Source organism: Paenibacillus sp. FSL L8-0638 (genome assembly GCF_038593075.1).
Taxonomy (GTDB): domain Bacteria; phylum Bacillota; class Bacilli; order Paenibacillales; family Paenibacillaceae; genus Paenibacillus; species Paenibacillus polymyxa_D.
This window is the reverse complement of sequence record NZ_CP151960.1, coordinates 544131-567657: the sequence shown is the minus strand read 5'-3', so window position 1 is coordinate 567657 and position 23527 is coordinate 544131. Positions and strand designations below refer to the sequence as shown.

General features: G+C 39.4%; 22 protein-coding genes, 2 tRNA genes and 3 pseudogenes. 12 read left to right on the top strand and 15 right to left on the bottom strand.

From position 1 onward, the window contains the following. Positions 1 to 112: 112 nt before the first annotated feature. Both MKY35_RS02520 and MKY35_RS02515 read right to left on the bottom strand, forming a co-directional pair. On the bottom strand, positions 113 to 706 hold the full coding sequence (locus tag MKY35_RS02520) for a dienelactone hydrolase family protein (protein ID WP_029516009.1): 594 nt from the start codon (positions 704 to 706) through the stop codon (positions 113 to 115). Then, positions 690 to 1337 carry an aminoglycoside 6-adenylyltransferase gene (locus tag MKY35_RS02515; RefSeq protein ID WP_342445487.1) on the bottom strand — a complete coding sequence of 216 codons (648 nt, stop codon included), beginning with the start codon at positions 1335 to 1337 and terminating at the stop codon, positions 690 to 692. Before MKY35_RS02515 ends, MKY35_RS02520 begins: the two co-directional genes overlap by 17 nt. 176 nt (positions 1338 to 1513) lie before the next feature. On the opposite strand from MKY35_RS02515, the gene MKY35_RS02510 reads away from it, so the two are divergent. The 3 genes from MKY35_RS02510 to MKY35_RS02500 all read left to right on the top strand — a co-directional run bounded on the left by MKY35_RS02510 (position 1514) and on the right by MKY35_RS02500 (position 3486). Then, positions 1514 to 2056 (top strand): GNAT family protein, encoded by a 543-nt coding sequence (locus MKY35_RS02510; RefSeq protein ID WP_342445486.1) that lies wholly within the window; start codon positions 1514 to 1516, stop codon positions 2054 to 2056. A 17-nt stretch (positions 2057 to 2073) separates the two neighbouring features. Then, a complete protein-coding gene (locus tag MKY35_RS02505; protein ID WP_342445485.1) occupies positions 2074 to 2439 on the top strand; it encodes a cupin domain-containing protein in 366 nt (121 codons plus the stop codon). Between the two features lie 147 nt (positions 2440 to 2586). Further along, positions 2587 to 3486: an alpha/beta fold hydrolase gene (locus MKY35_RS02500; RefSeq protein WP_342445484.1), complete on the top strand. Its 900-nt coding sequence runs from the start codon at positions 2587 to 2589 to the stop codon at positions 3484 to 3486. 133 nt (positions 3487 to 3619) lie between these two features. Here MKY35_RS02500 and MKY35_RS02495 read toward each other — a convergent pair whose 3' ends face one another. Then, positions 3620 to 4435: a DUF2935 domain-containing protein gene (locus tag MKY35_RS02495; protein WP_342425585.1), complete on the bottom strand. Its 816-nt coding sequence runs from the start codon at positions 4433 to 4435 to the stop codon at positions 3620 to 3622. Positions 4436 to 4662: 227 nt separating this feature from the next. Here MKY35_RS02495 and MKY35_RS02490 point away from each other — a divergent pair, with 227 nt between their 5' ends. Then, positions 4663 to 5739, top strand: a complete 1077-nt coding sequence (locus tag MKY35_RS02490; protein ID WP_342445483.1) for an SPRY domain-containing protein — start codon at positions 4663 to 4665, stop codon at positions 5737 to 5739. A gap of 278 nt (positions 5740 to 6017) precedes the next feature. Beyond that, positions 6018 to 6659 carry a hypothetical protein gene (locus tag MKY35_RS02485; RefSeq protein ID WP_341071590.1) on the top strand — a complete coding sequence of 214 codons (642 nt, stop codon included), beginning with the start codon at positions 6018 to 6020 and terminating at the stop codon, positions 6657 to 6659. Positions 6660 to 6879: 220 nt separating this feature from the next. Here MKY35_RS02485 and MKY35_RS02480 read toward each other — a convergent pair whose 3' ends face one another. The 3 genes and pseudogenes from MKY35_RS02480 to MKY35_RS02470 all read right to left on the bottom strand — a co-directional run bounded on the left by MKY35_RS02480 (position 6880) and on the right by MKY35_RS02470 (position 8889). Continuing rightward, positions 6880 to 6987 (bottom strand): hypothetical protein, encoded by a 108-nt coding sequence (locus MKY35_RS02480; protein ID WP_023986758.1) that lies wholly within the window; start codon positions 6985 to 6987, stop codon positions 6880 to 6882. Between the two features lie 147 nt (positions 6988 to 7134). Next, positions 7135 to 8016 (bottom strand): glycosyltransferase, encoded by an 882-nt coding sequence (locus MKY35_RS02475; RefSeq protein ID WP_342445482.1) that lies wholly within the window; start codon positions 8014 to 8016, stop codon positions 7135 to 7137. 181 nt (positions 8017 to 8197) lie between these two features. Beyond that, a pseudogene (locus tag MKY35_RS02470) lies at positions 8198 to 8889 on the bottom strand (glycosyltransferase). 448 nt (positions 8890 to 9337) lie between these two features. Between MKY35_RS02470 and MKY35_RS02465 the strand changes: the two are divergent. Beyond that, positions 9338 to 9841 (top strand): hypothetical protein, encoded by a 504-nt coding sequence (locus MKY35_RS02465; RefSeq protein ID WP_342445481.1) that lies wholly within the window; start codon positions 9338 to 9340, stop codon positions 9839 to 9841. Positions 9842 to 10079: 238 nt separating this feature from the next. Here MKY35_RS02465 and MKY35_RS02460 read toward each other — a convergent pair whose 3' ends face one another. Continuing rightward, positions 10080 to 10328 (bottom strand): WGxxGxxG family protein, encoded by a 249-nt coding sequence (locus tag MKY35_RS02460; RefSeq protein ID WP_039270312.1) that lies wholly within the window; start codon positions 10326 to 10328, stop codon positions 10080 to 10082. Positions 10329 to 10482: 154 nt separating this feature from the next. Here MKY35_RS02460 and MKY35_RS02455 point away from each other — a divergent pair, with 154 nt between their 5' ends. After that, on the top strand, positions 10483 to 11001 hold the full coding sequence (locus MKY35_RS02455; protein ID WP_069010789.1) for a DUF3231 family protein: 519 nt from the start codon (positions 10483 to 10485) through the stop codon (positions 10999 to 11001). Positions 11002 to 11183: 182 nt separating this feature from the next. On the opposite strand, the pseudogene MKY35_RS02450 reads toward MKY35_RS02455, so the two are convergent. Then, positions 11184 to 11756: pseudogene (locus tag MKY35_RS02450) on the bottom strand (transcriptional regulator); the annotation flags it as partial. 254 nt (positions 11757 to 12010) lie between these two features. On the opposite strand from MKY35_RS02450, the gene MKY35_RS02445 reads away from it, so the two are divergent. Together MKY35_RS02445 and MKY35_RS02440 are read left to right on the top strand one after the other, a co-directional pair. Next, positions 12011 to 13006: a YiiG family protein gene (locus tag MKY35_RS02445; protein ID WP_342445480.1), complete on the top strand. Its 996-nt coding sequence runs from the start codon at positions 12011 to 12013 to the stop codon at positions 13004 to 13006. A gap of 227 nt (positions 13007 to 13233) precedes the next feature. After that, positions 13234 to 13426, top strand: a pseudogene (locus MKY35_RS02440) (integrase); the annotation flags it as partial. Positions 13427 to 13519: 93 nt separating this feature from the next. Here the strand turns inward: MKY35_RS02440 and MKY35_RS02435 are convergent. The 3 genes from MKY35_RS02435 to MKY35_RS02425 all read right to left on the bottom strand — a co-directional run bounded on the left by MKY35_RS02435 (position 13520) and on the right by MKY35_RS02425 (position 15641). Beyond that, a tRNA-Thr gene (locus tag MKY35_RS02435) sits at positions 13520 to 13606 on the bottom strand. Between the two features lie 556 nt (positions 13607 to 14162). After that, complete coding sequence (locus MKY35_RS02430; protein WP_254350809.1) at positions 14163 to 14645, bottom strand: nucleoside deaminase; 483 nt, start codon at positions 14643 to 14645, stop codon at positions 14163 to 14165. Positions 14646 to 14732: 87 nt separating this feature from the next. Continuing rightward, a complete protein-coding gene (locus tag MKY35_RS02425; RefSeq protein ID WP_342445479.1) occupies positions 14733 to 15641 on the bottom strand; it encodes a DMT family transporter in 909 nt (302 codons plus the stop codon). Positions 15642 to 16308: 667 nt separating this feature from the next. Here MKY35_RS02425 and MKY35_RS02420 point away from each other — a divergent pair. The 3 genes from MKY35_RS02420 (at position 16309) to folE (ending at position 20500) form a co-directional block, all read left to right on the top strand. Beyond that, entirely contained in the window at positions 16309 to 18243 is a 1935-nt protein-coding gene (locus MKY35_RS02420; RefSeq protein ID WP_069290948.1) for a beta-glucoside-specific PTS transporter subunit IIABC, read from the top strand. Between the two features lie 21 nt (positions 18244 to 18264). Continuing rightward, a complete protein-coding gene (locus MKY35_RS02415; RefSeq protein ID WP_081112449.1) occupies positions 18265 to 19713 on the top strand; it encodes a 6-phospho-beta-glucosidase in 1449 nt (482 codons plus the stop codon). 151 nt (positions 19714 to 19864) lie between these two features. Beyond that, a complete protein-coding gene (gene folE, locus MKY35_RS02410; protein ID WP_342445478.1) occupies positions 19865 to 20500 on the top strand; it encodes a GTP cyclohydrolase I FolE in 636 nt (211 codons plus the stop codon). A gap of 94 nt (positions 20501 to 20594) precedes the next feature. Here folE and MKY35_RS02405 read toward each other — a convergent pair whose 3' ends face one another. From MKY35_RS02405 to MKY35_RS02390, 4 genes are all read right to left on the bottom strand, one after another. Then, on the bottom strand, positions 20595 to 20825 hold the full coding sequence (locus tag MKY35_RS02405; RefSeq protein WP_342445477.1) for a hypothetical protein: 231 nt from the start codon (positions 20823 to 20825) through the stop codon (positions 20595 to 20597). 165 nt (positions 20826 to 20990) lie between these two features. Next, on the bottom strand, positions 20991 to 22409 hold the full coding sequence (locus MKY35_RS02400) for a transcriptional regulator (protein WP_342445476.1): 1419 nt from the start codon (positions 22407 to 22409) through the stop codon (positions 20991 to 20993). Between the two features lie 257 nt (positions 22410 to 22666). Next, a tRNA-Thr gene (locus tag MKY35_RS02395) sits at positions 22667 to 22738 on the bottom strand. A 73-nt stretch (positions 22739 to 22811) separates the two neighbouring features. Further along, positions 22812 to 23159 carry an MTH1187 family thiamine-binding protein gene (locus tag MKY35_RS02390; protein WP_029517883.1) on the bottom strand — a complete coding sequence of 116 codons (348 nt, stop codon included), beginning with the start codon at positions 23157 to 23159 and terminating at the stop codon, positions 22812 to 22814. Between the last annotated feature and the right edge of the window lie 368 nt (positions 23160 to 23527).

The following is a 23527-nucleotide window of genomic DNA, read 5'->3' as shown; positions in this document are numbered from 1 at the left end:
CGTCTCCTTTTCATAGTCAATGATGTGTATACATTTGACTAATCCGCATATCAGACTGTGCGTTTCCCCAGAGTAATGAAACAGGTGTGGGCTGGATGAAGCTGTTCATTGATCAACCTCTCTTGAAGAACTCTACCGTTTCGTTAAATGATTGCTGAGCCGAATGTACGTTATATCGGGGAGAGTACGGATCACTGAATCCGTGCTGTCCGCTGAATTTATGTACCCGGATATTACGGTTATCTAAAATTGAAATGAGCTCATCCACATTAAATGATGGTTCTTCCTGTGGGAAAAAAAGCAGTGTTGGACAATGTGGAGTTATTTCTAAATAATTCCTAATACGAGAGCCATAGTATCCTACAATTCCATCAACATACTTTTCTTTACTACACAGCCAGGCAACCGTTGCCCCTATGCTAAAGCCGACGATAAATACCTTTTTATAGCGAGCTCGAATACTTAATAATAAACTTTCGATATGATAGAAAGAGCGTTCAAATCCTATATTTTCTATAAAATTGGTATAGGCACTTTCCTCTTGCGAATAGTCATAAGGCGTTTCTTTGCCTAGTAAATTTGGACAAATGACGTCATAACCCTGATCTGATAATAGGCTACAAAAATTTTGTATATGCTTGTTAATCCCATAAATCTCATGCAGTACAACAATTAGGGTGCTCGACTTTTTATCTATGCTTATCATATTGTCCCCCTAACCAGTTTTGAATATGGGAAAATAATTCATCCGGATACACGTATTTTTGCAGCAATAATTGTTTACAGTCCATATCTCTTTGCTTAGCTACCCACAGATCATTACGCAAAATTTGTTTAGCCACATATAGAGAGGCGAAGCAATACATGTTAACAACCTGTAGATAAGCACCTTCAGATATTAGAGGAGTATCCGGGATCGTTGTGGTTTGAGAAATGATTTGATTTCCATTCCCCGTCTTATCGAGCAGCATCCTGACCCCCCGCTGAAATCCTTCAGGAATACGTCCATTTTTGATTATATGATCCAGATCAGAAATATGACGGAATAGAAAATCAACCTCAGCCCCTTGGTCAAAGAGAACGAGTTTTTCCGGATCCCCTTTTGCCGTTCGAAACATAAAGCTGGTCCAAACTTTGCCGATGTTTAGTAACCATTGATCATTTTGAAGATAGTAATCTGGATTCGTTGAAAAGACGACTACATCCAAGTCAGAAAACTCATCAAAAGGCTTGTCCTCTCTTGCCCGGGACCCAACGATATAAACCGCAATAATTTCCTCATTAGAGATTCCCCATTCGGATATACGCTCCTCAAGCACTTCGTAAGCATTATTCATTACAATATATCCTCCTTTTTTAGAAAACATTATATCCAATCCAATAATTACGGTATATATTTTTAGTTAACATTCAAAGGAATGCTGCCTGATATACACCATTCATCAAATCAATTTCCCAATCTTCATCCTGTGATATAATTCTTTCAATATTACAGTTTGGAAGGATGGTGCAGATGTCGGAGCAGCGAGTATACATCCGGTTCTCTGAGGAGACGGACGCCGCAGAATTGACAGCAATGTACAAGCGCAATCGGGAATTCTTTGAGAAGTTTTCGCCAAACAACCAAGAGAAGTACTATACGGAGGAGCACCAGCTCCAGACAATTATTAAGAGCAAGGCCGACATGATGGAGGATCGGAAATATTCCTTTGTGGTATGCCACAAGGAGGATGACCGGATTATAGGCAGCATAGGTCTATCTTTTGTGGTGAGGGGACCGCTTCAGAGCTGTATGATCGGATACAGCCTAGATCAAGCATATAACGGCAAGGGCTATACGACGGAGGCGGTGAAGCAGGTGGTTCGCTATGCTTTCGATGAGCTAAAGTTTCACCGGATCTTCGGGGAAGCCTCTCCTCGGAATCCAGGATCTATCCGTGTGCTTGAGAAGGCTGGCTTTCATAAAGAAGGCATCTCTCGAAGCAACGTAAAGATCAACGGAAAATGGGAGGATCACCAGGTTTTGGCGATTATAAATCCATCTGAGGATATCTAGTTTAAAAGGAGGTTATTATGAAGTATCAATCCATCAAACTGAATGAAAAGTTATCTAAGTTTAGTGATCATTGGTCTCCGAAAGTTATTGGTGAAATGAATGACTATCAATTTAAATTGGTGAAAATAACTGGGGATTTTGTATGGCATGATCATCAAGATACCGACGAGGTCTTTATTGTACTTGAGGGCGAGATGTTCATTGATTTTAGAGATGGACGGGTACAGGTTTCCCAGGGGGAGATGTTTATTGTACCTAAAGGAGTCGAACACAAGCCATTCGCACATAAAGAGTGCCATATCATGCTAGTAGAGCCGAGGGGCGTAGTAAATACTGGAGGAGCAGAGTCAGAATTAACGGCAGCCAATGATACTTGGATTTGAATATATAGCAATAATTAGAAGTGAACAAGAAAAATTGAAGCTGATCGGAGATGGGGCGTATGCACTCCGTAGCTGTCTATTATTGCATTAAGCAAACGGGCAGGGGGATAGTTAAACAAAAATTTCGAGAAAGGAAGAGTATAGTGGATGATAAGAAACGCAGAATTTAAGAATAGTTATGCAGGATGGCGAGAAGTAGAAATAAAGGATTCCTCTCTAGGCATTACATTTCCCATGATGGTAATGTATCCAACGGACGAACCCGAACAAATAGAGCGATTGGGTCCATACCAGTTAGAGTTGGTGAGAGAGGCAGAGCCATCGGAAGGAAGGTTCCCTTTGGTTATCATCTCTCACGGTACTGGCAGTACACCGCTTGTGTATCGGATTTTGGCGCAGTATTTAGCACGTAATGGTTTTATTGTCGGCATTCCAGAGCATCCATTTAACAATCGAAATGATAATAGTCTGGAAGGGACTGCCCAGAATCTTATCTATAGACCTAAACATCTTAATATGGCCACCGATTGGTTTTTCGATAGTATGCTGTTCAAGGACAATTTGATACAGAATGCTGTGTCGCTCATTGGACATTCCATGGGTGGTTATACGGTATTAGCAGCGGCAGGTGGCGTGCCGACTTCTTTTCCTCACGAGACCTCGGACGGAAAGCCCCAGCTTATAGAGGTTACACCAGATTACCGAGTAAAATGCCTCGTTTTACTAGCGCCAGCGTCGGTCTGGTTTCGAGCTGAAGATAGCTTGCGTACGGTTAATCTACCTATCTTAATGATGGATGCAGAGAAGGATCAGTACACTCCTTCTTTACACGCGCGTATAATATTGGATGGCGTGCTGGACCCTAAGAAGGTACAATACAAAACCGTAAAAAACGCCGGACATTTCTCCTTTCTGAGTCCTTTCCCGAAATCGATGAGGACTCCAGCCCTTCTCCCATCGCAAGACCCTCCCGGCTTTGATCGCGAACATTTCCATAGGGGACTTAATGCTGACATATTGGATTTTCTATATGCTCATACACGTTAGTTGGATGACAACAGCGGCTGTCTAAGACTTTATTTTTCAAGTCTTGGTCCGCCGCTGTTTGATTTTTTGTTCAGTCTAAAGCTTATTTCCACTGGACATTTTAAAGAAACTGTATTCGTTTTGCAGGACTCTCTCAGTGCATGATTTCTCTCTTATTCACCTTAACACCTGATAAGGATTGATCAAACATATCGAGAATAAAAAGGAACCTCTCAGCTTCACGAAATACATGATCGGCTAATAAAGGATGGATAATGCTTTTTATTCGGCACTCGTCGATTAAATCACGCGCTGTTTTCTTAAAATCACGCAAGGACTTCACAGAGACACGGTTCTCATCAACAAATTGACTCAGGAGTGGAACGGTTTGTGACTGTGGCCGCATATGACTTAGGTCAATCGCTTGAAACATTAGCATATCAAAATCATTACTAAACTCCCTAGCTTGTTCAACCAGTTTACGTTCGGATGGATCAAGTAAATGGCCTATAAATTTTGCGTGATCGGCCATGATTTTTAAGAAAAATACATTTTCGTCAATAATAGCATCAGGTAAGGGTTCAAGTGTTCCTGAATTCAGTTCTCCTAAACGGTTTCTGAAATAATTTGCTTCCCGGCTTACGTGATCTACCAGTAAAGGAAAATTGGTTTGTCCAGGAAGCTTACATTGTAATATAAGGCCCAATACCATTCTCTTAAATGCCCAAATATTCGTCGCTGCATTCTGAACTTCCGTATTAAACTCTTTGATTGTATAAGGATCTGTCTTGTTATTAAATTCATGCGACCTTTTCTCGATATCCTCAAAAATGGTGTAGAACCGATTGGCTTCTGTTTTAAGTTGAGTATCTTCCGCTCTAAAACCTAACCCCAGAAAAAAGGAATGCTCCTTCATAATCCTGGACCAAAATCGTATTTCATCTAATGAGCGTGAAACGAATGCATCCAATCATATCCCTCCTCTATGTGAGCAAAAAAGCACTTACTTAGTCATATGGGATATGCCAGGTCATTATGATTATCGAATCCCACGCCTCATATTAGTCTAATTCTGAAGTTAACAAATTAAATTCCATAATAATACTCATATTTTAATATATATCATTTAATGTTTGGACAATTCTCCCAATCCAGTTCTATAATTCACTTGTTATTACATATATTTAGGAGGAAGTCATGAACAATATTATATTCAAAAAACTAGGAACAATAGTGTTAGCCCTTCTTATTGGAGCTTCGGTGTTCTCATTGTTCCCTACCGTTACAAAAGCAGAAACTACAAATGTGACTTGGTCAAATGGGTCATTGGATAACACTCTCACGAAAATCAATGAAGCTGACAAAGCATCTATAGGAAAAACCACAGGTAAATGGTATTGGGAGATCACTATAAAAGATACATGGGTTGAGTCCGCAGTTGCCATAGGAATTACTGGAGAGACAGGTACATTACCTTCATCCTCTTGGGATAGAATAGCAGCCTATGGTTTCACTCCTGAATTATTTGTTAAAACGAAAAACACATCAGACAGAATTCAAAGAACCAATTATGGTAGTAAGTTCGGTAACAAAGACGTGATTGGAGTAGCTCTAGATTTAGACAACGATAAGATCACATGGTATAAAAATGGGGTGTCTCAAGGATTAAGCATTGCTAAACCTTCGGATCTTGCTGGATTGCAAGTTTTTCCATTGATTATAAATGGTACAACATCAGAAAAAACACTTACTGCTAATTTTGGAGCAAGCGCTTTTAACTATTCTGTACCCGAAGGTTTTTTACCTTATCAAGATTCGGATACATCTACAACACCGGATACATCTACAAAGCCTGACCCGTCTACTACACCGGATCCATCTACTAAGCCCGATCCGTCTACTACACCGGACCCGTCCACTACACCAGATCCATCTACTACACCGGATCCATCCACTAAGCCCGATCCGTCTACTACACCGGATCCGTCCACTAAGCCCGATCCGTCGGATACAGATGGGGCCTCCCAACCAACTGGTGATCGAGCTATTCTGACTGTAACCATGGACAATGGGTTTGATAAAGAATTCGATTTGAGTAAAAAAGAACTCAATGCTTTCATCGCTTGGTATGACGCTAAAGATGCTGGTAGAGGTGCTTCTTTCTTTGCCATTGACAAGCACAATAACAACAAAGGTCCATTCAGCAATCGCAAAGACTACGTAATCTTCAACAAAATTCTCACATTTGAAGTAAGCGAATATTCAACGAAATAAACATGATGAAGGACTTCATATCGGCTAACATGCCAATGAAGTCCTTTTTTCACCGTTACCCTAATCTCGAAATCACGCCTACATTGCTATACTGGACGATACATTTTTTCTAGACTAAAAGTTTGCAAATCGTTTTTTAAACAAAAAAAGCACGGCTTCCAAAAAGCCTGGAAGCTGTGCTTTGCTTATTTATTCAACATTAATATTCGATAATAAAGGTAACAAGATAAAATGAGCAACTACCTCAACCGATGAGGATACTCACAGGAGAATTCGTCATGTTAAAAAAAGCTCTATTCATTGCTCTACTTTCTGTAGCTCTAACAGCTTGTGGAAGCAATTTCAAAGAAGCAACGACAAGGTCTGGGTCTTCAAGTACATCCTTTGCTACTGAACAAACAGCAAGCAATGAAAATACTGCTCAGCAAGCTTCTACAAATCAGGTCACAGATAAACAATATTTATTTGCTGAATTCATGAAAGATGGAACCCCCATGTTAACAGAAGATCAAGCTTCTATGGAACAAACGTCTTATGACTTCATTGCTAAAAACAGTGACTTATTTCCTTCCACAGATAAAAGCAAAGTCATTAATCTAGTAGACAAATCCGTAACAACAAAACACTTAAATAAAAATTTGAACTTATACTTAAACAAATTTGTAAAAATAAGCGGCGATGTAATAGATATAGAAGAAGATAACATTCCTATAGGAACAACGGCTATCGTTTATATTAGTGATGAAAATGATAATACAGTAATGGCAGTTTATCCGGGAGCAAGTGGGGAAATTTTTGAAGGAGACGTTGCTACAGTTATTGGAGTTCCTATCGCTAATTTTTCATATGAAAATGTTTCAGGTGGCTATACGAATACTACACTGTTAGCAGCTTCTTTTCTCACGAAAGAAAATCAATAAATTTTAATCAAGTAAGCCCTTAAGCGAGTATTCAACTAAATACACAACGAGAGGGACTCTATCCGGCTAAATAAAGTGATTAGGAAATTGTTCAAATGCAAAAAGCTCTGCCGACCCATAAGGTTAGCAGAGCTTTTTATCTAATCTAATTTCGGACAGAATGAAAGAAGGTCGTTCAACTTGATTGATGGGTCATTATCATACAATTCTTTTCGCAAAATTAAACCCAACATGATTTAAGGATGATAACCAAGAGGATATAGAGCACCAAAATAGCCGCTGTAGAAGTCCACACACCGCAAACAGCTGCACCTGCACATCCGCTCATAGCTTTAGCCCTCCTTTATTTGTCTTCATCTTAATATATGTGTAAATATGTTTTATGACCGGGCATTCAGGTAAACATAAAAAGCACTCCATTTACGCATGCCAGCGGAATATTAGGATACTTTCCGATCGCGTGCTGATATCTTTGTTAATATGGAAGATGAGATATACACCGCGAGAAAGCCATGCTTAATAGTTCCTGATTGTAAATCTGATACTTACGGTTTTGATCCAACACCCAATTTGCAAATCCCACAGCTTTAGTGTAGCAATTATAATCATAGGGATTAATTTTAAACTCAAGAATATTCAGCATCATCTGGTTCTCTTCATCTGATAATTCCAAGCCCAACTGGCTAAACTGTCTTTGTCGAATTCTCCGAGCGGTGTCGTCTTGTATGGCTCTGTGCTGAATGGACACTTGTCCTTTATGTTGACGATAATACAATAAGCTTATAGGGAGGTTTGCTATTTGTACCTGAGAGGCTAATCGGTTCCACAGTTCGTAGTCTTCGGCATGAGGATAACTACTATCATATTGAATGTTTAGCCGATGTATCATGCTATTGCGTATTATTGTAGCAGGATGGCAGATACAGCAATGAAATAACAACCATGTTCTAATTTCTTCATGACTAGCCGGATTCACCTTAAGTGCCCCTCCACTAGAAGTAGTAAAAGCAGCACCACATACATCAATTAAGGGATTTTGATCCATGAATGATATTTGCACATCCAATCGATCTGGCGTAGAAATATCATCGCTATCCATACGAACGATATATTCACCAGTTGCCCTATTGAATCCCTCATTTAAAGTAGCAACCAAACCTTGATTGGTACTATGGAATATTTTAACCACTCTAGGATCTGTTATCTGTGAAATAACAAAAGCGGATCCATCTGTTGAGCCATCATCAATAATAATCAATTCAAAATCGGAATAGGTTTGAGCTAATATACTGTGGATTGCTTCCCAAACAAAGGACACAGTGTTATAAACTGGCAGTATAACTGAAGCTCGTGGCACAAGAAGTTCCCTCCATTCTACATTTTAAAATTAGAAAATATTATTTTGCATAAAAGCCAACTTCCCTATTTTTCTCGAAAACTATTTCTTCGAATGTTCATGCTCCAAGTATATGTATTGAAATATATTTTGAGGCGGCTTCTCGGTAAAAAAAGCTTTCCATAGCCACCCTTTGGGGTATTTATAGAAAGCTAATCTGCTTTGCAGCGTCTATAGCGCTCACTTGAAATTTTTCAGGAAACTGTTTGACAATGCCTTCTGTCAGAATGTCCGCTAAATGATTCATATGGATCTCGTTTTTGTCGGTTGCTGCAATCTCCGCTCTCCAATCTCCTTTGATATAGTCAAGGACTAATTCCGTAATCAACTGAAGGGGCGTATACAGCATATCTTGTAACGTTTTAAACTGCCAGTTCGGATTCGCATCACTTAAAAATTTGGCGATATCGTCGGCGTTTGTATGCCAATCCGCCTCCAGCTTTTTCACATCCGCCTGATTGCCCGTTTTGGCAGCCGCTACAATTTTGCCTGCGATCAGAATATGCTCCCTCAGGAGATCAGCCAGCTTATTACCAGCGGCTTCCCCATAATAAGGCTTGATCAGATTGCCTATATCCTGCTGATTCCGTAAAAGCCGGTCCAATACGTCCTTCTGATCTTGAAGATTAGATATGGCGCTGACAATATAGTTCCTCGTCCATATCGTATGGTCGATCCATACCTTCTGCATATCGCCTTTCAGTTGCACCATTTTGGAACTTAGGCAAGCAGATCCTTCTCCTCCCCTACCTTCGCTTGCGCGACTACTAACGGAGTCATGCTAAAAACGAGCAACAAGGTTAACGGCAATGCCAACAGCCATTTGTTTTTCAATTTTATCTACTCCTCTGTACGTTTGGAATAAAACAGGCTGTCTTATTATGGTTGAAATATCCGAAATTTTATACAGAGGATTATTGATTATCTACAGTTTTCCATCATTGTGGGAGCCATGTCACGATCAAGAGGTAACAAGACGAGACAGATGCCTTAATGGTCTCTAAAATATTATCTTTGTCTCTAGCAGAATGATGATCTTTGACTTGGTTCCACTCTTAAGAATTCTAATTGCTGCTAAAAACTCTCAAGATATGCATTATCACATTAGTTAGAAAATTGTTTCAATGGAACAAATAATCAAAGAAAATAACAGGAAATACCGATAATATGTATGGCAGATAAAAAGCAAATACCACAACCGATGTGGATATATGAGGACATTTAATAAATGAAAATAGTAAGTGTATAGAATTAAGTTCTAAATAACATAAGGAGAGTTAGAATGGAATATATGATAGAAGTATTCATGGGCTTGTTTGCACTAATTCTTATATTATATCCTTTCAAAGTACTGGTACGATGGTTATTAGGATTCTTAAATTTAAAAAATGTCGTCACTTCCTTTATTAATTTTGGCACGCTTGCTTTGTCGTATCTAATATTTATTACAGTTAGATCACAATCAATAGAGGATATATTAAAAGGAGCTTCGATTGCCATACCTGTTTTTGTACTATACTTAATAATTGATCTTCAAAAAAGTAATGAACATAGTAAATTTATAAAGTTTATTCATCATCTGGCGGTAAGGATTATGGTCTCTGTCTTTACTTTTATTTTGGTTTTGTCTTTCTATTATCAACAATTAGATGACATTTTCTATATAAAGTCACTTTTGATTGCTATAGTTTATATTTTCGTCATTCTTAGACGGAGAACTAAGAAAATAACAAGAAAAGTTAAAAATAACGAAGAGAAGGAAACTGCATTACCCACTACTCCATAAAACAGAAAAGATACCCTGACGTTTTAAGTAAGTGAGTAATCAAATAAAGACTCTTATGGCAATATATTAGCAGAGTCCTTTCATTTACTCTAAATTCACATTGATCACGGAAAAATAAGATTAGTTAATCTTAATAGCTATTCGGTGATCGGTGTGTTGAATCTAAAAGTAAACAATCCCCGCTGACCAAGTATGGTTAGCGGGGATTGTTTAGTTGTTTTTGAGTTGTTGTTTACGATTATCTTTTACTGTGGTTTTCAGGCTCGCGACGTTTTAAACCTGCCAAGCCAATTAGTCCCAACAGGCCAAGCCACCCCCAATTATTATTATTATCGTTATCATTATTATTAGTAGTAGTTAGCATTTGTGTTCTACCATTGTCGTTTGTGTCCATATTGTTTTGACTGTTTTCAGCAAATGCTACTGCCGCTCCAAAGCTTGAAATCATTAATGCAACAACAGCCATTATCTTCATTTTTTTCAACATACCTAAACCACTCCTTTAAATTTGTGTTTGCAATCAATTTTTTAATGTATTTAGCATGCCAATTGAACTTATTTCTTATACACACATTAAATCTTCACTACTGGGAATCATAAATTTGTACATCATTAAAATTAAAAAAGGAGTGGTTTTTATAATGGGTATCCTAAGCGGGAATCCAAAAGACGAGCCCATGCATTACGGAGAAGTTTATAGTGTGTGGCAGTTTTCAGCGTTAGCGAAAGGCAGCGTTTCATTTTACCAAGCATGTTTAAACCACGCAGGAGACAAAGAACTCAAAAAAATATTGGATGATCTTATTGATCAAGCTAAACTGGAAATCCAAGAATGCGACGCAATGCTTACTGATAATGGGATTGCCCCAGCTCCTATTTTGCCTGAAAGACCCCCTGTGAAACTTGAGGATATCCCGGTTGGTGCAAGGTTTACTGATCCCGAAATCGCAGCTAAAATCGCATTAGATACCACTGTAGGATTGACATCTTGCAGCCAAGCTATGGGTCAATCCATTAGAGAAGACATCGGGGCTTTATTTGCGAAATATCATCTAACTAAGACTGCTTTGGGAGTTCGTATTTTAAAAATGAATAAAGAAAAGGGTTGGCTAATACCCCCCCCTCTTCAATTAAAAAGACCTGAACCAGTTAAAGCCTAAATTTCCAGTACGATTCCTCAACACACTGTTCCTTAGATTGTTCAACAAAAATCCCCGCCGACCAGTTAAGGTTTGCGGGGATTTGCTTTGCTTACGTTTAAGCACCTCCGATGGTAACGTAAGGCTGAATACTATTGTGTTGGTTAAGGGCTTGATCCGGCACAGTAACAATAAACAAAAAGCTAGCCGCGATGATCAGCAGTACCATTTTTTTCAACATTGGTCATCCACACCTTTTCCATAAAATTTAAAAATGCTGCTTTGGTTTCAGGAGCCGCATAATCCCGAAAATGTAAAAACAAACCCAAACAGTTTATAAAACAAGTCTCATTATTTAGTGTATGATAACTTACTAATGAATACATCAAATGTTTAAAACCATCAATGTAAGAACCTCGATGTAAATAATAATAAGATAACTCGTAACCAAACCACGCGATATAATCCGTTATCACTTGTTGGGTATACATATCATCTGATGATAGTTGCTGTTGTGCAAAAGCATTTATTTCGGCTTCAAATTGCTGAAGTATACCTTCTACATCTATACTATATTGGTTTGCTGAAATTATAACATTCAACAGTTTTGAGATTTTCTCATTCTCGTTAGTGGCGGATGTTGCTGCAATATATTCAACATAATCTTGAAGCACACTTATATCTCCTGACAACAGTTTATATACGTAAGTATTACCTTCTGCCCAACTTTTGAACAAGCTAATCCAGTGTTGAGTATCGTCGTCAGTCTCTTTAACTGAGACCAGAGGAATATAAGCATTTAGGAAGTTGGCAGAGCAATCGTCAACAACAAAGAAATTTATAAAATTATGCTACTCAAGTCTCAAGACCTATTCACCAAATAAATTTAAAATTGAATAGATTGTTCACAATCAACATTAATATGCGGCGAATGGGAACTTAATCGACCATGAAGAGATCAGTTGTTCTCTATTCAGACATGTTACAAAAGAAAAGCACGTTAAATTACTCAGTCGGAGGAATCACTATTTTGAGAAAGCTATCATTATTCTTTATTTCCATTATCATGTTGGGTGCAATGTTGTCCGCTTGTTCTGCCATTACATCCACCGTGGATCAAGCGACTACAGGCGTTACGTCCGGCGAGAGCAAAGAAATCGAAAAATACAATGCGTATGTGAGGCTGAATAACTTGATGACAGGCAGAATCAATGAGGTTCTGGTTCATTATTTCGAGAAGTTCGGAGTTGATACACAGCCTGTAATCGAGAAGAACTTCAGCTTCATCATGCTTGACGTTGCTGAAACTGAGCGGGAAGTTATTGATAAAGCGAACGGCTATACCGCAAGCCAACCTGCTTTTGCGAACGCAGACCCCGTAGTGATCAAACTGACACCGGTCATCAATGATCTGTTGTCCGTCCTGGACGAAATGAAAGCCTACTATGATACAAAAGGCTACGTGGATGATGACTTCGCAAAAGGAAAACAGCTGCATACCAAGCTGGTAAGTGCCAATCTCGCTTACGAGACTGTCTCCAAACAATACTTCACGGCTATGCAAAAATTGGGTAACGAGCAGCGTCTGGCTGAACTGCAAAAACTCAAGGATTCAGACCAGCAGATCAGGTATAATGCCTTGAAGTTCATGATAGATGCCGAGGCTACGGCCATTGAAATGGATGAGCAGGGTATCACCGCCAACAATGTGCTGCAGCTTGATATGACGAAGTTTAAAGCCAAATACGACATTATGACCGCAGATCTAAGTGCGCTCATGACAATCTCAAAAGACAAGAATCGAGTTCAAAAAGAAGGGATTAACAGCTTCAGTATCAGAAACTATGTTGATTCAGCCACTGAGGCAAAAGCGGCTGCTTCGAAAATTATTGAACGCATCAATAAGAAGAAACCTGTATCTGATTCTGACCTGAACGGCCAGTTCCTGAACACTACGGATGGCACACCTGAGAATTTCAATTATAAGCTAAGCAAGGCAGTCGAACGATATAATGAAATAAATTAAGCGTATCTAACGATAGGGGCTGCGAAAACAAATACGGAGTTCCGGTAACGAACAAGCTCTGCCAACCATAAGGTTAGCAGAGCTTGTGCTTTAAAATCCTCCAATGGTAACTTGAGGGTGAATGCTATGATGGTGGTTAAAAGCTTATCCGGCACATTAACAATAAGATTTAAAAATGCTGATTTAATTTCTGGAACCGCATAATCCTGAAAGTGTAAAAATAACCAACCTTACTTCTCAAAGCGGGTATTCATCCGAAGAACGTTCAAGAGCAACTTGGACATTCGTCTATCAATCAATGTAACTCTGGATACCTATTCACATGTTCTTCCCAACCTCCAAGAGGCGGTGTTAAAAAACATTGGCGATTCAATTACAGATGAGAGTATTAGCACTGAAAAACCCACTTTACTAGATTAAAGGTTAGAAAAATGGTAGAAAAATGCTCACTCCAACAAAAAAGCGCGACCTCCAAAAAGCTTGGAAGCCGCGCTGTGCTTGAGTTGATAGCTATGCTGGTGAAGGGAATTGAACCCCCGGCCTACGCATTACGAGTGCGTCGAAATAGAGTTTTGGTGGGTTTTACAAGACTCCTATAGCCTGCACTATCAAGAATAAGGTTCCTACTGGTAGTCTAGATATCCGTATTTCGGTAGAAGATTTGGTAGAAGAAAGTAATTGAGGCAATAAGACGAGACTGATGCCTTAATGCTCTCTTAAGTCTCCTTCTCGTCTCCTACGAGCATGATGATCTTTAGATTTTGATCCCGGCCCTCCAGATGACAATATCCCGTAGTATAGAATTTCCCGCCCCCATAGAGTTAGGTATCTTACTCTAGAACAAGCTAATAACTTTTATGTTCTCTGTGCGCCTCCACGTCTTTATCACCAGATCTAACATATCACAGCGGCCTGCTGAAAAGGAAAAGAACAATGTTCCTTTTCTAAATGATCTAAATATAATCGCGCCATTTATACCTACTCTTAAAGCATCTTTTTATTATGTAAAAAAGCTCTTATTCTAAGTAAGGATTTGAACTTATCCAACAAAAAAACAATTCAATGTTCGTTTTTATTATATATGGAATTAACTGCTATTTATTGACATGTTATTGGAACTAACTTAGAATGTTTTTCTACTATTATAATAGCATGCTCATTTAGTTCGTTGATGCATCTCCACATGCAGTGCTTTAATTTGGTTAGCTAACTCAGGTACAGGGCCATCCACTTTCGCATCGCGAATGATTTCCTGAATGGATAAATTGTAGATCGGCGTTGGCACAACGTTCAATTCCTCCATCCATTGAACCAGTTGAGCAGAAGAACTCGCATATACGATGCGGCCCAATCCAACCCATGCATGAGCAGCTGCACACATTGGGCAATGTTCGCCAGATGTGTATACCGTTGCTTTTGCTCGTTCCTCTGGTGTCATATGGTTAGCAGCCCATCGTGCCAAAGCAAATTCCGGATGTTGAGTATGATCCCCCCCAGAAATATGATTATAATCTTCTTCCAGTACGTTCCCTTGTTGGTCCACAAGTAGAGAACCAAAAGGTTCATCTCCATGCTCCAGCGCAATTCGTGCAAGTTCCACACAGCGTTGCAAAAGCTTCGAGTCTTGTTCTGAAATCATGATTATCTAACCTCCTAATATGATGAGTTTTTTGATATTGTATAAGGATAAGATAGCATGCCCCTTTATCCTCGTGTATCGTTTAGATTAAAGTGCAGTATGTTCCTTCATTGAAGATTCCGGGCTGGATGTTCTTTGTCGTATGTTGCTATATGCGATGCCGCATAAAATAATGATAACGCCAATCCACTGAGACCAGCCGACAAATTCTCCTAATACAAGAGAAGACATAATAACGGCCATGGGTAATTCAGATGCAGTCATAATTGTACCCATTCCTGAACCAATATGTGGCATACCTATGGAGTACAAAAGCGGAGGCAACACTACTCCGAACACTCCGAGGACTAATCCAAAAGGACTCAATCCTGCCAGCACATCGGGGTTAAATAAGAAGGTTGGCGGAAATACTACAAAAACAGTAATAACAGCTCCGGTTGAAAGAAGGGCGCTTTTCAGTATGGGCGAAGTTTCTTTCGCAACAGCACCACTAAGAAAAACAAATAAAGCAAATGTTGAAGCAGCCAATAGCCCCCATATCGTTCCTTGCCACGAGAGCGAGAGATCACCCTCAGAAAAAATGTTTGCCGCCAAAACCGAACCGATGAGCAGTATTCCAATCGAGATAAGTTTACTTCTGGTTGGTTTTTTCTTCTGGAGAATCCATTCGTATAGTGTCCCAATCCAAACAAACTGAAATAAAAGGACGATAGCTAGAGAAGCATTTATGGTCTGTAGCGATTGATAATAAAACATGCCTGTCAGTCCAAATGGAATTCCGGATAGAAGGAGTTTTGTAACCTGCTTGTACGTAAGGTTTTTATTTTTTACAAAAATTACAAATATCCAACTCAAAACTGCACCAAAGAAATACTGCGCACCAGTTACCTCTGGTGTTGAAAAACCAGCGCTATATGCCAGTTTAACAAATGTGGAAAGTATGCCGTAACAACAACCTCCCAAGAAAACAATAACTGCATAATGCCACAACTTCATAAACAATCCTCCTTTTTTGAATACAAAAAAGCCACACAAATGCGTAAAGGCATTCGTGTGGCGAAAATAGAGATGACTCTCTAGAAAAATCCACATCCATCGGGTTTTAGTATTTCGTTCTTTCGGTATCAGTATAAAAGCAAAGGTTTGTTCTTGTCAATAATCTGATTCGGAGAGAATCAGGATGAAATCTAAAGTAGGTCAAAGCGACAGTAACAGTTAAATACAAAGTAATGTGATTAAATAGCAATCAAGTCCAAATTATTTTTTAATTATTTGGGCCAAAATTACTACATATATGAAATGTAAGAATGTTCATGTGAATTTCTCTCTACAAGTTAAATTCCAGAGAAAAAAACCTTGCATTTTCAAAAAAGATTGTTTTATTATTGTCCGCAAAGGGAGCTTGTACATCAACTGGATTGTGACTGTTCAATCAGGCAATACCATTTCTGGCCAGAAAAGACGTACCTTCAGCTAACTTTCACAAAATTTGAGGCCTGTGACAAATAGAAAATTGCTAACACAGCCTTACAGGATGTAACCGTCGAAGGGCAATATCTGGATCGCTAAACTTCCAGCATGGTGATGTTGTCTAAGATCTATGCACCGGACAGCTATTCAGTTTTTTTTGATGCAAAGTCACAGCCAGAGAGGAAGAGCATTCATGAATTATGACCAGTTGGCCAAGGAGATTTTGTCTGGAGTTGGCGGTGTTGAAAACGTTACCAGCGTTGTTCATTGTGTAACACGATTGCGCTTTCAATTGAAGGACGAAGGATTGGCCAAAACGGAAGAATTAAAAAGTTTGTCTGGGGTCATTACGGTTATGCAAAGTGGGGGGCAATACCAAGTTGTTATTGGGAACGAAGTTCCAGATGTGCATAAAGCCATAACTAAAATTGGAAAATGGTCTTCAGATGATGAAGAGACATTAAATTCAAATGACGAAAAAACATCCAAAGGAAACATCTTCAATCGTTTTATTGATATGATTTCAGGTGTTTTTCAGCCATTACTTGGCCTATTGGCTGCAACAGGAATGATTAAAGGATTCAATGAACTGTTCTTGTCTTTCGGTTGGATTACTGAAACATCTGGGACGTATCAATTGCTAAAAGCAACTGGCGACTGTCTGTTTTACTTTTTCCCCGTATTTCTAGGGTACACTGCAATGAAAAAATTCGGTGGGTCTTCCTTTATTGGAATGGCTATAGGAGCATCTCTCGTATATCCGACGTTGTCGGGTTTAAGTGAAGGAAATCTACAATACGTTTTGTTTGGAGGAACCATTTTTGAATCTCCAATTCATATCACGTTTTTGGGTATTCCTGTAATTTTGATGAGTTATTCCTCCTCTGTCATACCTATAATTCTGGCTTCATTCTCTGCCTCAAAATTAGAAAAGTATCTAAAAAGAGTTATTCCACAAGTGGTAAGAACTTTCTTGGTTCCCTTTTTTACGATGCTTATTATCGTCCCAGCCACTTTTTTGGTTATAGGTCCGATCTCTACATGGGCAGGGAATTTAATTGGCGCGGGCGCTACCGAAATTTACGGATTTAGCCCCATTTTAACGGGATTAATCATAGGCTCAATGTGGCAAGTCTTGGTTCTTTTTGGACTTCATTGGGGGATTATTCCCATTGCGTTGCTGAATATTGGCACACTAGGATCAGATCCGATTATGGCGCTTTCTTTTGGAGCTTCATTTGCGCAAATCGGTGCGGTTCTAGCGGTTCTGATCAAAACCAAAAATCAAAAAACAAAAGCTTTGAGTGTACCGGCATTCATTTCAGGGATTTTTGGCGTCACGGAGCCTGCTATATATGGCCTGACCCTGCCTTTAAAAAGACCATTCATTATGAGTTGTATTGCCGGAGGGATCGGTGGAGGCCTATTGGGATATGCCGGGTCAAAATTCTATATTCTTGGGGGCCTCGGTGTGTTTGGCTATCCCAATTTCGTAAATAAGGCAGCCGGCATTGATTTCAGTTTTTACATGTCACTTATCGCAACTGCAGCTGCCTTTATTTTTGGGTTTGTCTTGACCTATTTTATTGGTTTTAAAGATCCAACAGAAACAATGTCAACAAATATGGGTGACAAACAAGAACCGATTCCCAACACAAGTCAATTGAATGACCAACCATTTGAAATTGTTAGTCCGATGACCGGTACTGTTGTTAGACTCCAAGATATTAAAGACGAGACTTTTGCAGGAGAGCATATGGGTAAAGGGATAGCCATCCGCCCCACGAACGGACGGGTCGTATCCCCAGTGAACGGCATTGTACAAACGATTTACCGTACTAAACATGCCATTGGTCTCATTAGTGATGACGGGGTAGAAATACTCATTCATATCGGACAAGATACGGTTCAGTTGAAAGGTCAGCATTTCAATGCATTTGTTAAGGATGGTGATCGTGTTCAGGTCGGTGATATCATTGTAGAGTTCGACTTGCAGGCGATCCTGGATGCCGGCTATGAAACGGTAACCCCCATTATAGTCACGAATACGTCTACGTATCGCGACATTGTAGGGATCAAAAATGACATGGTTAATGAAAAAGAACATTTAATCAAAGTATATGTATAAAAAATAGGGAGGTACGTGGAAATGTTTAATGAAATCACTAAATTCCCGGATAATTTTCTGTGGGGTGGAGCTACAGCTGCGAATCAAATTGAGGGAGCTTATCTGGCTGATGGTAAGGGACTGACGACCATTGATTTGATGCCGACGGGGCCCAAACGTAATCAGGTTTCGACTGGCAACTTAAATTCATTTGTACCCGAGGATGGCGAGTTTTATCCTTCGCATGAAGCTATCGATTTTTATCATCGTTATAAAGAGGATATCGCGCTTTTTGCTGAAATGGGTTTCAAATCATTTCGAATGTCGATCTCCTGGGCCCGTATCTTTCCAAATGGTGACGATGTAACTCCGAATGAAGCAGGATTGCAATTTTATGATGACGTGTTTGATGAACTTCTGAAGTACAATATTGAGCCTGTCGTTACGATTTGTCATTTTGATTTACCCGTGAACTTGGCGAAAACGTATGGCGGCTGGAAAAACCGAATCATGATTGAACTATTTGAAAAATACTCCAAAACACTGTTTGAACGCTATAAAAATAAAGTGAAATACTGGATGACATTCAATGAAATTAATATGTTATTGCATCTTCCTTATACAGGAGCGGGCATTATTTTTGAAGAAGGCGAGGACAAACAACAAGTTCTGTATCAAGCAGCGCATCATGAACTTGTAGCAAGTGCACTGGCAGTCAAGGCTTGTCATGAAATCATTCCTAATGCCATGATGGGATGTATGTTGGCGGCTGGAAATGTATATCCATACAGTAGCAATCCGGAAGATTACTGGGAAGTAATGAAAATGGAGCATGATTCATACTTCTTGATTGATGTACAGTCCAAAGGCGAGTATCCAGGTTATGCCAAACGCTTTTTCATTGAGAATGGAATTCAGCTACAGCTTGAGCCTGAAGATTTGGAGATTCTGAAGACATATACTGTGGATTACATCGGTTTCAGCTATTATTCGAGCCGTTGTACCAGTGCTGATCCTGAAATTTTGAAGAATTGTACGGATGGAAATGTGTTTGGTTCCGTAATTAATCCTTACTTGGAAACCTCCGAGTGGGGATGGACAATTGATCCAAAGGGCATGCGTATTACCTGCAACCAGTTACATGAAAGGTACAACAAACCATTGTTTATCGTTGAAAACGGACTTGGTGCCCAAGATACTCTTTTGGACAACGATACCATTGAAGATGATTACCGCATTGAGTATTTGGACCTTCACTTTGCAGAGATTGCTGAAGCAATAAAAGACGGAGTTAATATTATTGGTTATACAAGTTGGGGACCGATTGACCTTGTGAGTAACGGTACCGGCGAAATGAAAAAACGGTATGGATACATCTATGTGGACAAAAACAATGATGGTTCTGGCACGCTTCGTAGAATCAGAAAGAAAAGTTTTCATTGGTACAAAGAAATTATCGCTAATAATGGAGCGAAGTATTTTCAGAAATAATCGCTGATTTAATACAGGTTAACTTTCTATGTAGACTAATAAATAAAATATAAATTATCCCCTTTAAGAAGACTATGATGTAAAAAACACATGGCACTTACAGGGGATTTTTCGAGTGAATTTTCTAGATATAGTGAGGGAGAAAACTCAGATGAATCTTGATTCGGAATCTTTGCTTGAACTGAAAAAATCAATTGGTCTGGGGCATAGTTTTAGCGACATTGAAGTCAAGCAAGTTAATAGTGCGTTGGCTGGCATCACTGACCTCATTCGGTTATGTGGTGATAATCCAGGTAGAGATGAATTGAAAGAGACTCCTTGTCGTGTTGTTAAAGCGTTTATGGAATATACCGAAAGATATAATGAAAATCCTGAAGCCCTTCTGGAGAAGTCTTTCGATGTATCTTATGATGAATTAGTTCTTGTGAAAGATATCTCTTTTCATTCTCTTTGTGAGCATCACTTTGCTCCGTTTTATGGAAAGGCGCATATTGCCTATCTACCACAAGGGAATATCATCACGGGATTATCCAAGCTAGCCAGAGTGGTAGATGCCTATGCACACAGATTTCAATTACAAGAGAGAATGACAACACAAATTGCAGATACCTTGGATAAAGTTCTTAAACCACTAGGAGTAGCCGTATACATCGAAGCTGAGCATTACTGTATGTGTGGAAGGGGCATTAGAAAACGTGGAACTGTAACGAAAACTTCATCATTCCGTGGTGTGTATAAAGACGATGCGGTTGCTCGGTCTGAACTATTGGCAATGATTAAATGTTGAGCGAGCATTTGTGAAAAATGAATTTTCAAACCGTGATGACACGTTGCCGGGAACATGGTCCCATTGAAAGTCGCTGTTTAGCGGCTTTTTTATTTTATCGGTACAAGTTCTTGTCCCGATTGCCGAAAATGGACAAGAACATAGTTCGATTACCGATTAGGTATGTATCTAGCCATTCCGGTATAATCTTCTCCACTGTACCGCCATAATCCACAATATCTATCAAATTCTCTCCCAACGGCTGTACAACATATACTTTTACCTGGCTTAATGCAGCAGCAAATAATTCGATATCCGACTTTAACACCTTATATGTATGTTTCATGCTGATCACCTCGGTCATTCATTCGATGAACGAAGTGGTAATTCCTTCAACAAAAAAATCCCCGCCCACCAGGTTAAGGTTAGCGGGGATTGCTGTACTGACGTTTAGGAACCTCCAACTTGCACAAGGATCTGGATACCAGGTACAGTCATGAAAACTAAAAAGCTACTCGCAACAATTAACAGTCCTATTTTTCTCAACATTACCTATCCACACCTTTTCAATTAGATTGGAGAACTCTGTTTTGATTTCAGGAATCGCATAGACTTGGAAACGCATAAACAGGCCAATACAATTTATAAAGTAAGTCTCATTATTTATTATATGTGACTTTACCATTGCAAATAACAATTGTTTAAAACCATCACTGTACCTTTCTCTGTTTAAATAATAGTAGGCCATTTCGTAACCAAACCATGCAATGTAGTCGGGTACTACTTGTTGGCTGTACATATCAGTAGATGTCGGGAGTTGAGTAAAGGCATCAATGTCTTTTTTAAACCTTGAAAGTACATCATCAACATCCAAATTATATTGATTAGCAGCTATCATAACGTTTAACAGCTTTGAAAGTTTCTCACCTTCCATGGTATCTGCTGTTTCGGCTATGTATTCAACATAATCTGAGAGCACGCTGACATCTCCAGACAAGAGCTTATTTACATAAATATTGCATCGTGCCCAATCTTGATACATTTCTATCCAATAGAGGGTATCATCATCAGTCTCTCTAACCCAATCCAAGTCCGCATAGGCGTATGTATATTGTAGAGCTTGTTGGTAATCGCCTCGGGCATCACAGACACTCGCACATAGTAAGTCGGCATACGTGATGTACACAAACATCGGACGACCTAGTTTCTTAACAGCCTCATTGCGTTCTTGGTTCTTCTGTTGATGTTTCCAATTGTATTGGATTTTAGCTTTAGCTCTCATCACCCTCGCTATTTCATCAACCTTGTCCCATTTACGCAAAGACCTGTACACATTAGCCAAATCCTTTAACGCATCAAGTTGTTCTAAATCATCTAGGCGCTCGACATAAGGCTCAAATAGTATAGCTGCCTTGTGGTTGCGGCTTTGGTCGTCTCCAATCTGAATCGTGAATATACGATATTGACAGACTGCCAAGCGTTCAGAGTGTTGATATTTCTCCGCTTCAGCTACCCCTTCATAGAGCAGCAATGCAGCCGCATGTCGTCCCTGTGTCAACAATTCTTCTGCAATTTCAAATAGTTTAGGCGAATAGAGTAGGTTGTCCATAATGGTTCCCACCACTCGACGGATCGCATCCAGCTTGTCCAACTCCGCACAGCGATACAAAAACGGCTCGATTCGCCTCATATTCGGTGGAGTGTCGATGATGTAGTTTTCTATAAATAGATCATAAAAATAGCCTTCTGGTAAACCCATAGCCTCTGTAATGCGATCTATCTGGTTAACAGACATAGATTTATTTCCTGACACTATGCTACTTACTATCCCCCTGTTCATGCCTGCTATATGCCCGAATTGCGTTAGACTCATGCTCTCTTGTTTTAAGTATCTGTCTAATTCTGCTCGTATCGTAGGTGTATGCTTCATGCCATAGCCACCCTTCGCATAAACTTTCCATAATTTTTAAAATCATACTTCATTTTTCACCAAAATTAACCACCTGTCAATATACCATGCAACTAATGTAAAAATTCGATCTTTAGCATGAAACGAAACAAAAAATTAATTATATATAGCATAATAATCCTACAAAAAAGACCTCAGTGTAGAAGATTGTCCAGAATCACAAAAAAGCGCGGTCTCCAAAAAGCTTGGAAGTCGCGCTGTGCTTGAGTTTATAGCTATGCTGGTGAAGGGAATTGAACCCCCGGCCTACGCATTACGAGTGCGTTGCTCTACCCCTGAGCTACACCAGCAGGTCAGTGTAACTGACAACAAAAACTATTATACTCTTAGTTACATAAAAATCAATCACTTACATCAACTTTTTCAACTAGGATTTGGATTTAGTTCGGTAACATTTCCTGTCACGGTGCCAGATAGTTTCTCTGCTACAGAGCGGAGCTTTTGGTGACTGGAGGAAGGCTTGTCACGGCGATCATCAATTTTGACCGAGGTGGAAACACGCTTCGCTCCTGACAGGAATGGTGCTTCGTGCAGCGCAGCAATGGCGGTGAATACATCGTCCAACGAACCTTCAATAATCGTACTCATGGAGGTAAGCTCATAGGTAATTCCTTTTTGCGTCTTCAACACTTTTTGCATCTGGGCAACGTAGTCGCTCAGGCTTGTACTCCCCGTTCCAATCGGGATCACTGTCACTTCTGCAATAGCCATCGCCAGGTTCCTCCCTAAAATTAAAATCATCGCTTCTTTAAAAATCTAAAATTTCAGTCCGATAGAGCGAGCAGCCTTATTTCACAAAAAAAGTTCATATGTATGCTGCTTGTTTCTGTAGGAAACATCTTTATCATTTATTGTACCGTTCAAACTGTCTCAATTCAAATACAGCCCGCGACTTCTCTGTATATTTTGATTTTCCATTCCTTTTCCTTTACGTATGGCTTCGAATGTTGCTATAATACTCCTTGCACTTATTTGAAATTTTAAGTTTTTACACACAATATGTTGGGTTAAATATTCATAACACGTCTAAATATAGTGATGTAGCCGATAAATCGTACGGGAACCATCTTTTCCCCCTT

Excerpts from the sequence above, each read along its gene's own strand:
- MKY35_RS02430 (WP_254350809.1), bottom strand. The coding sequence starts at position 14,645 with ATGATTTCAGAACAAGACTCGAAGCTTTTGCAACGCTGTGTGGAACTT.
- MKY35_RS02390 (WP_029517883.1), bottom strand. The coding sequence starts at position 23,159 with ATGGCTATTGCAGAAGTGACAGTGATCCCGATTGGAACGGGGAGTACA.
- MKY35_RS02405 (WP_342445477.1), bottom strand. The coding sequence starts at position 20,825 with ATGAAACATACATATAAGGTGTTAAAGTCGGATATCGAATTATTTGCT.
- folE (WP_342445478.1), top strand. The coding sequence starts at position 19,865 with ATGAATCTTGATTCGGAATCTTTGCTTGAACTGAAAAAATCAATTGGT.
- MKY35_RS02515 (WP_342445487.1), bottom strand. The coding sequence starts at position 1,337 with ATGAATAATGCTTACGAAGTGCTTGAGGAGCGTATATCCGAATGGGGA.
- MKY35_RS02520 (WP_029516009.1), bottom strand. The coding sequence starts at position 706 with ATGATAAGCATAGATAAAAAGTCGAGCACCCTAATTGTTGTACTGCAT.
- MKY35_RS02455 (WP_069010789.1), top strand. The coding sequence starts at position 10,483 with ATGGGTATCCTAAGCGGGAATCCAAAAGACGAGCCCATGCATTACGGA.
- MKY35_RS02480 (WP_023986758.1), bottom strand. The coding sequence starts at position 6,987 with ATGAGCGGATGTGCAGGTGCAGCTGTTTGCGGTGTGTGGACTTCTACA.
- MKY35_RS02500 (WP_342445484.1), top strand. The coding sequence starts at position 2,587 with ATGATAAGAAACGCAGAATTTAAGAATAGTTATGCAGGATGGCGAGAA.
- MKY35_RS02490 (WP_342445483.1), top strand. The coding sequence starts at position 4,663 with ATGAACAATATTATATTCAAAAAACTAGGAACAATAGTGTTAGCCCTT.
- MKY35_RS02510 (WP_342445486.1), top strand. The coding sequence starts at position 1,514 with ATGTCGGAGCAGCGAGTATACATCCGGTTCTCTGAGGAGACGGACGCC.
- MKY35_RS02400 (WP_342445476.1), bottom strand. The coding sequence starts at position 22,409 with ATGAAGCATACACCTACGATACGAGCAGAATTAGACAGATACTTAAAA.
- MKY35_RS02420 (WP_069290948.1), top strand. The coding sequence starts at position 16,309 with ATGAATTATGACCAGTTGGCCAAGGAGATTTTGTCTGGAGTTGGCGGT.
- MKY35_RS02415 (WP_081112449.1), top strand. The coding sequence starts at position 18,265 with ATGTTTAATGAAATCACTAAATTCCCGGATAATTTTCTGTGGGGTGGA.
- MKY35_RS02485 (WP_341071590.1), top strand. The coding sequence starts at position 6,018 with ATGTTAAAAAAAGCTCTATTCATTGCTCTACTTTCTGTAGCTCTAACA.
- MKY35_RS02505 (WP_342445485.1), top strand. The coding sequence starts at position 2,074 with ATGAAGTATCAATCCATCAAACTGAATGAAAAGTTATCTAAGTTTAGT.
- MKY35_RS02465 (WP_342445481.1), top strand. The coding sequence starts at position 9,338 with ATGGAATATATGATAGAAGTATTCATGGGCTTGTTTGCACTAATTCTT.
- MKY35_RS02460 (WP_039270312.1), bottom strand. The coding sequence starts at position 10,328 with ATGTTGAAAAAAATGAAGATAATGGCTGTTGTTGCATTAATGATTTCA.
- MKY35_RS02425 (WP_342445479.1), bottom strand. The coding sequence starts at position 15,641 with ATGAAGTTGTGGCATTATGCAGTTATTGTTTTCTTGGGAGGTTGTTGT.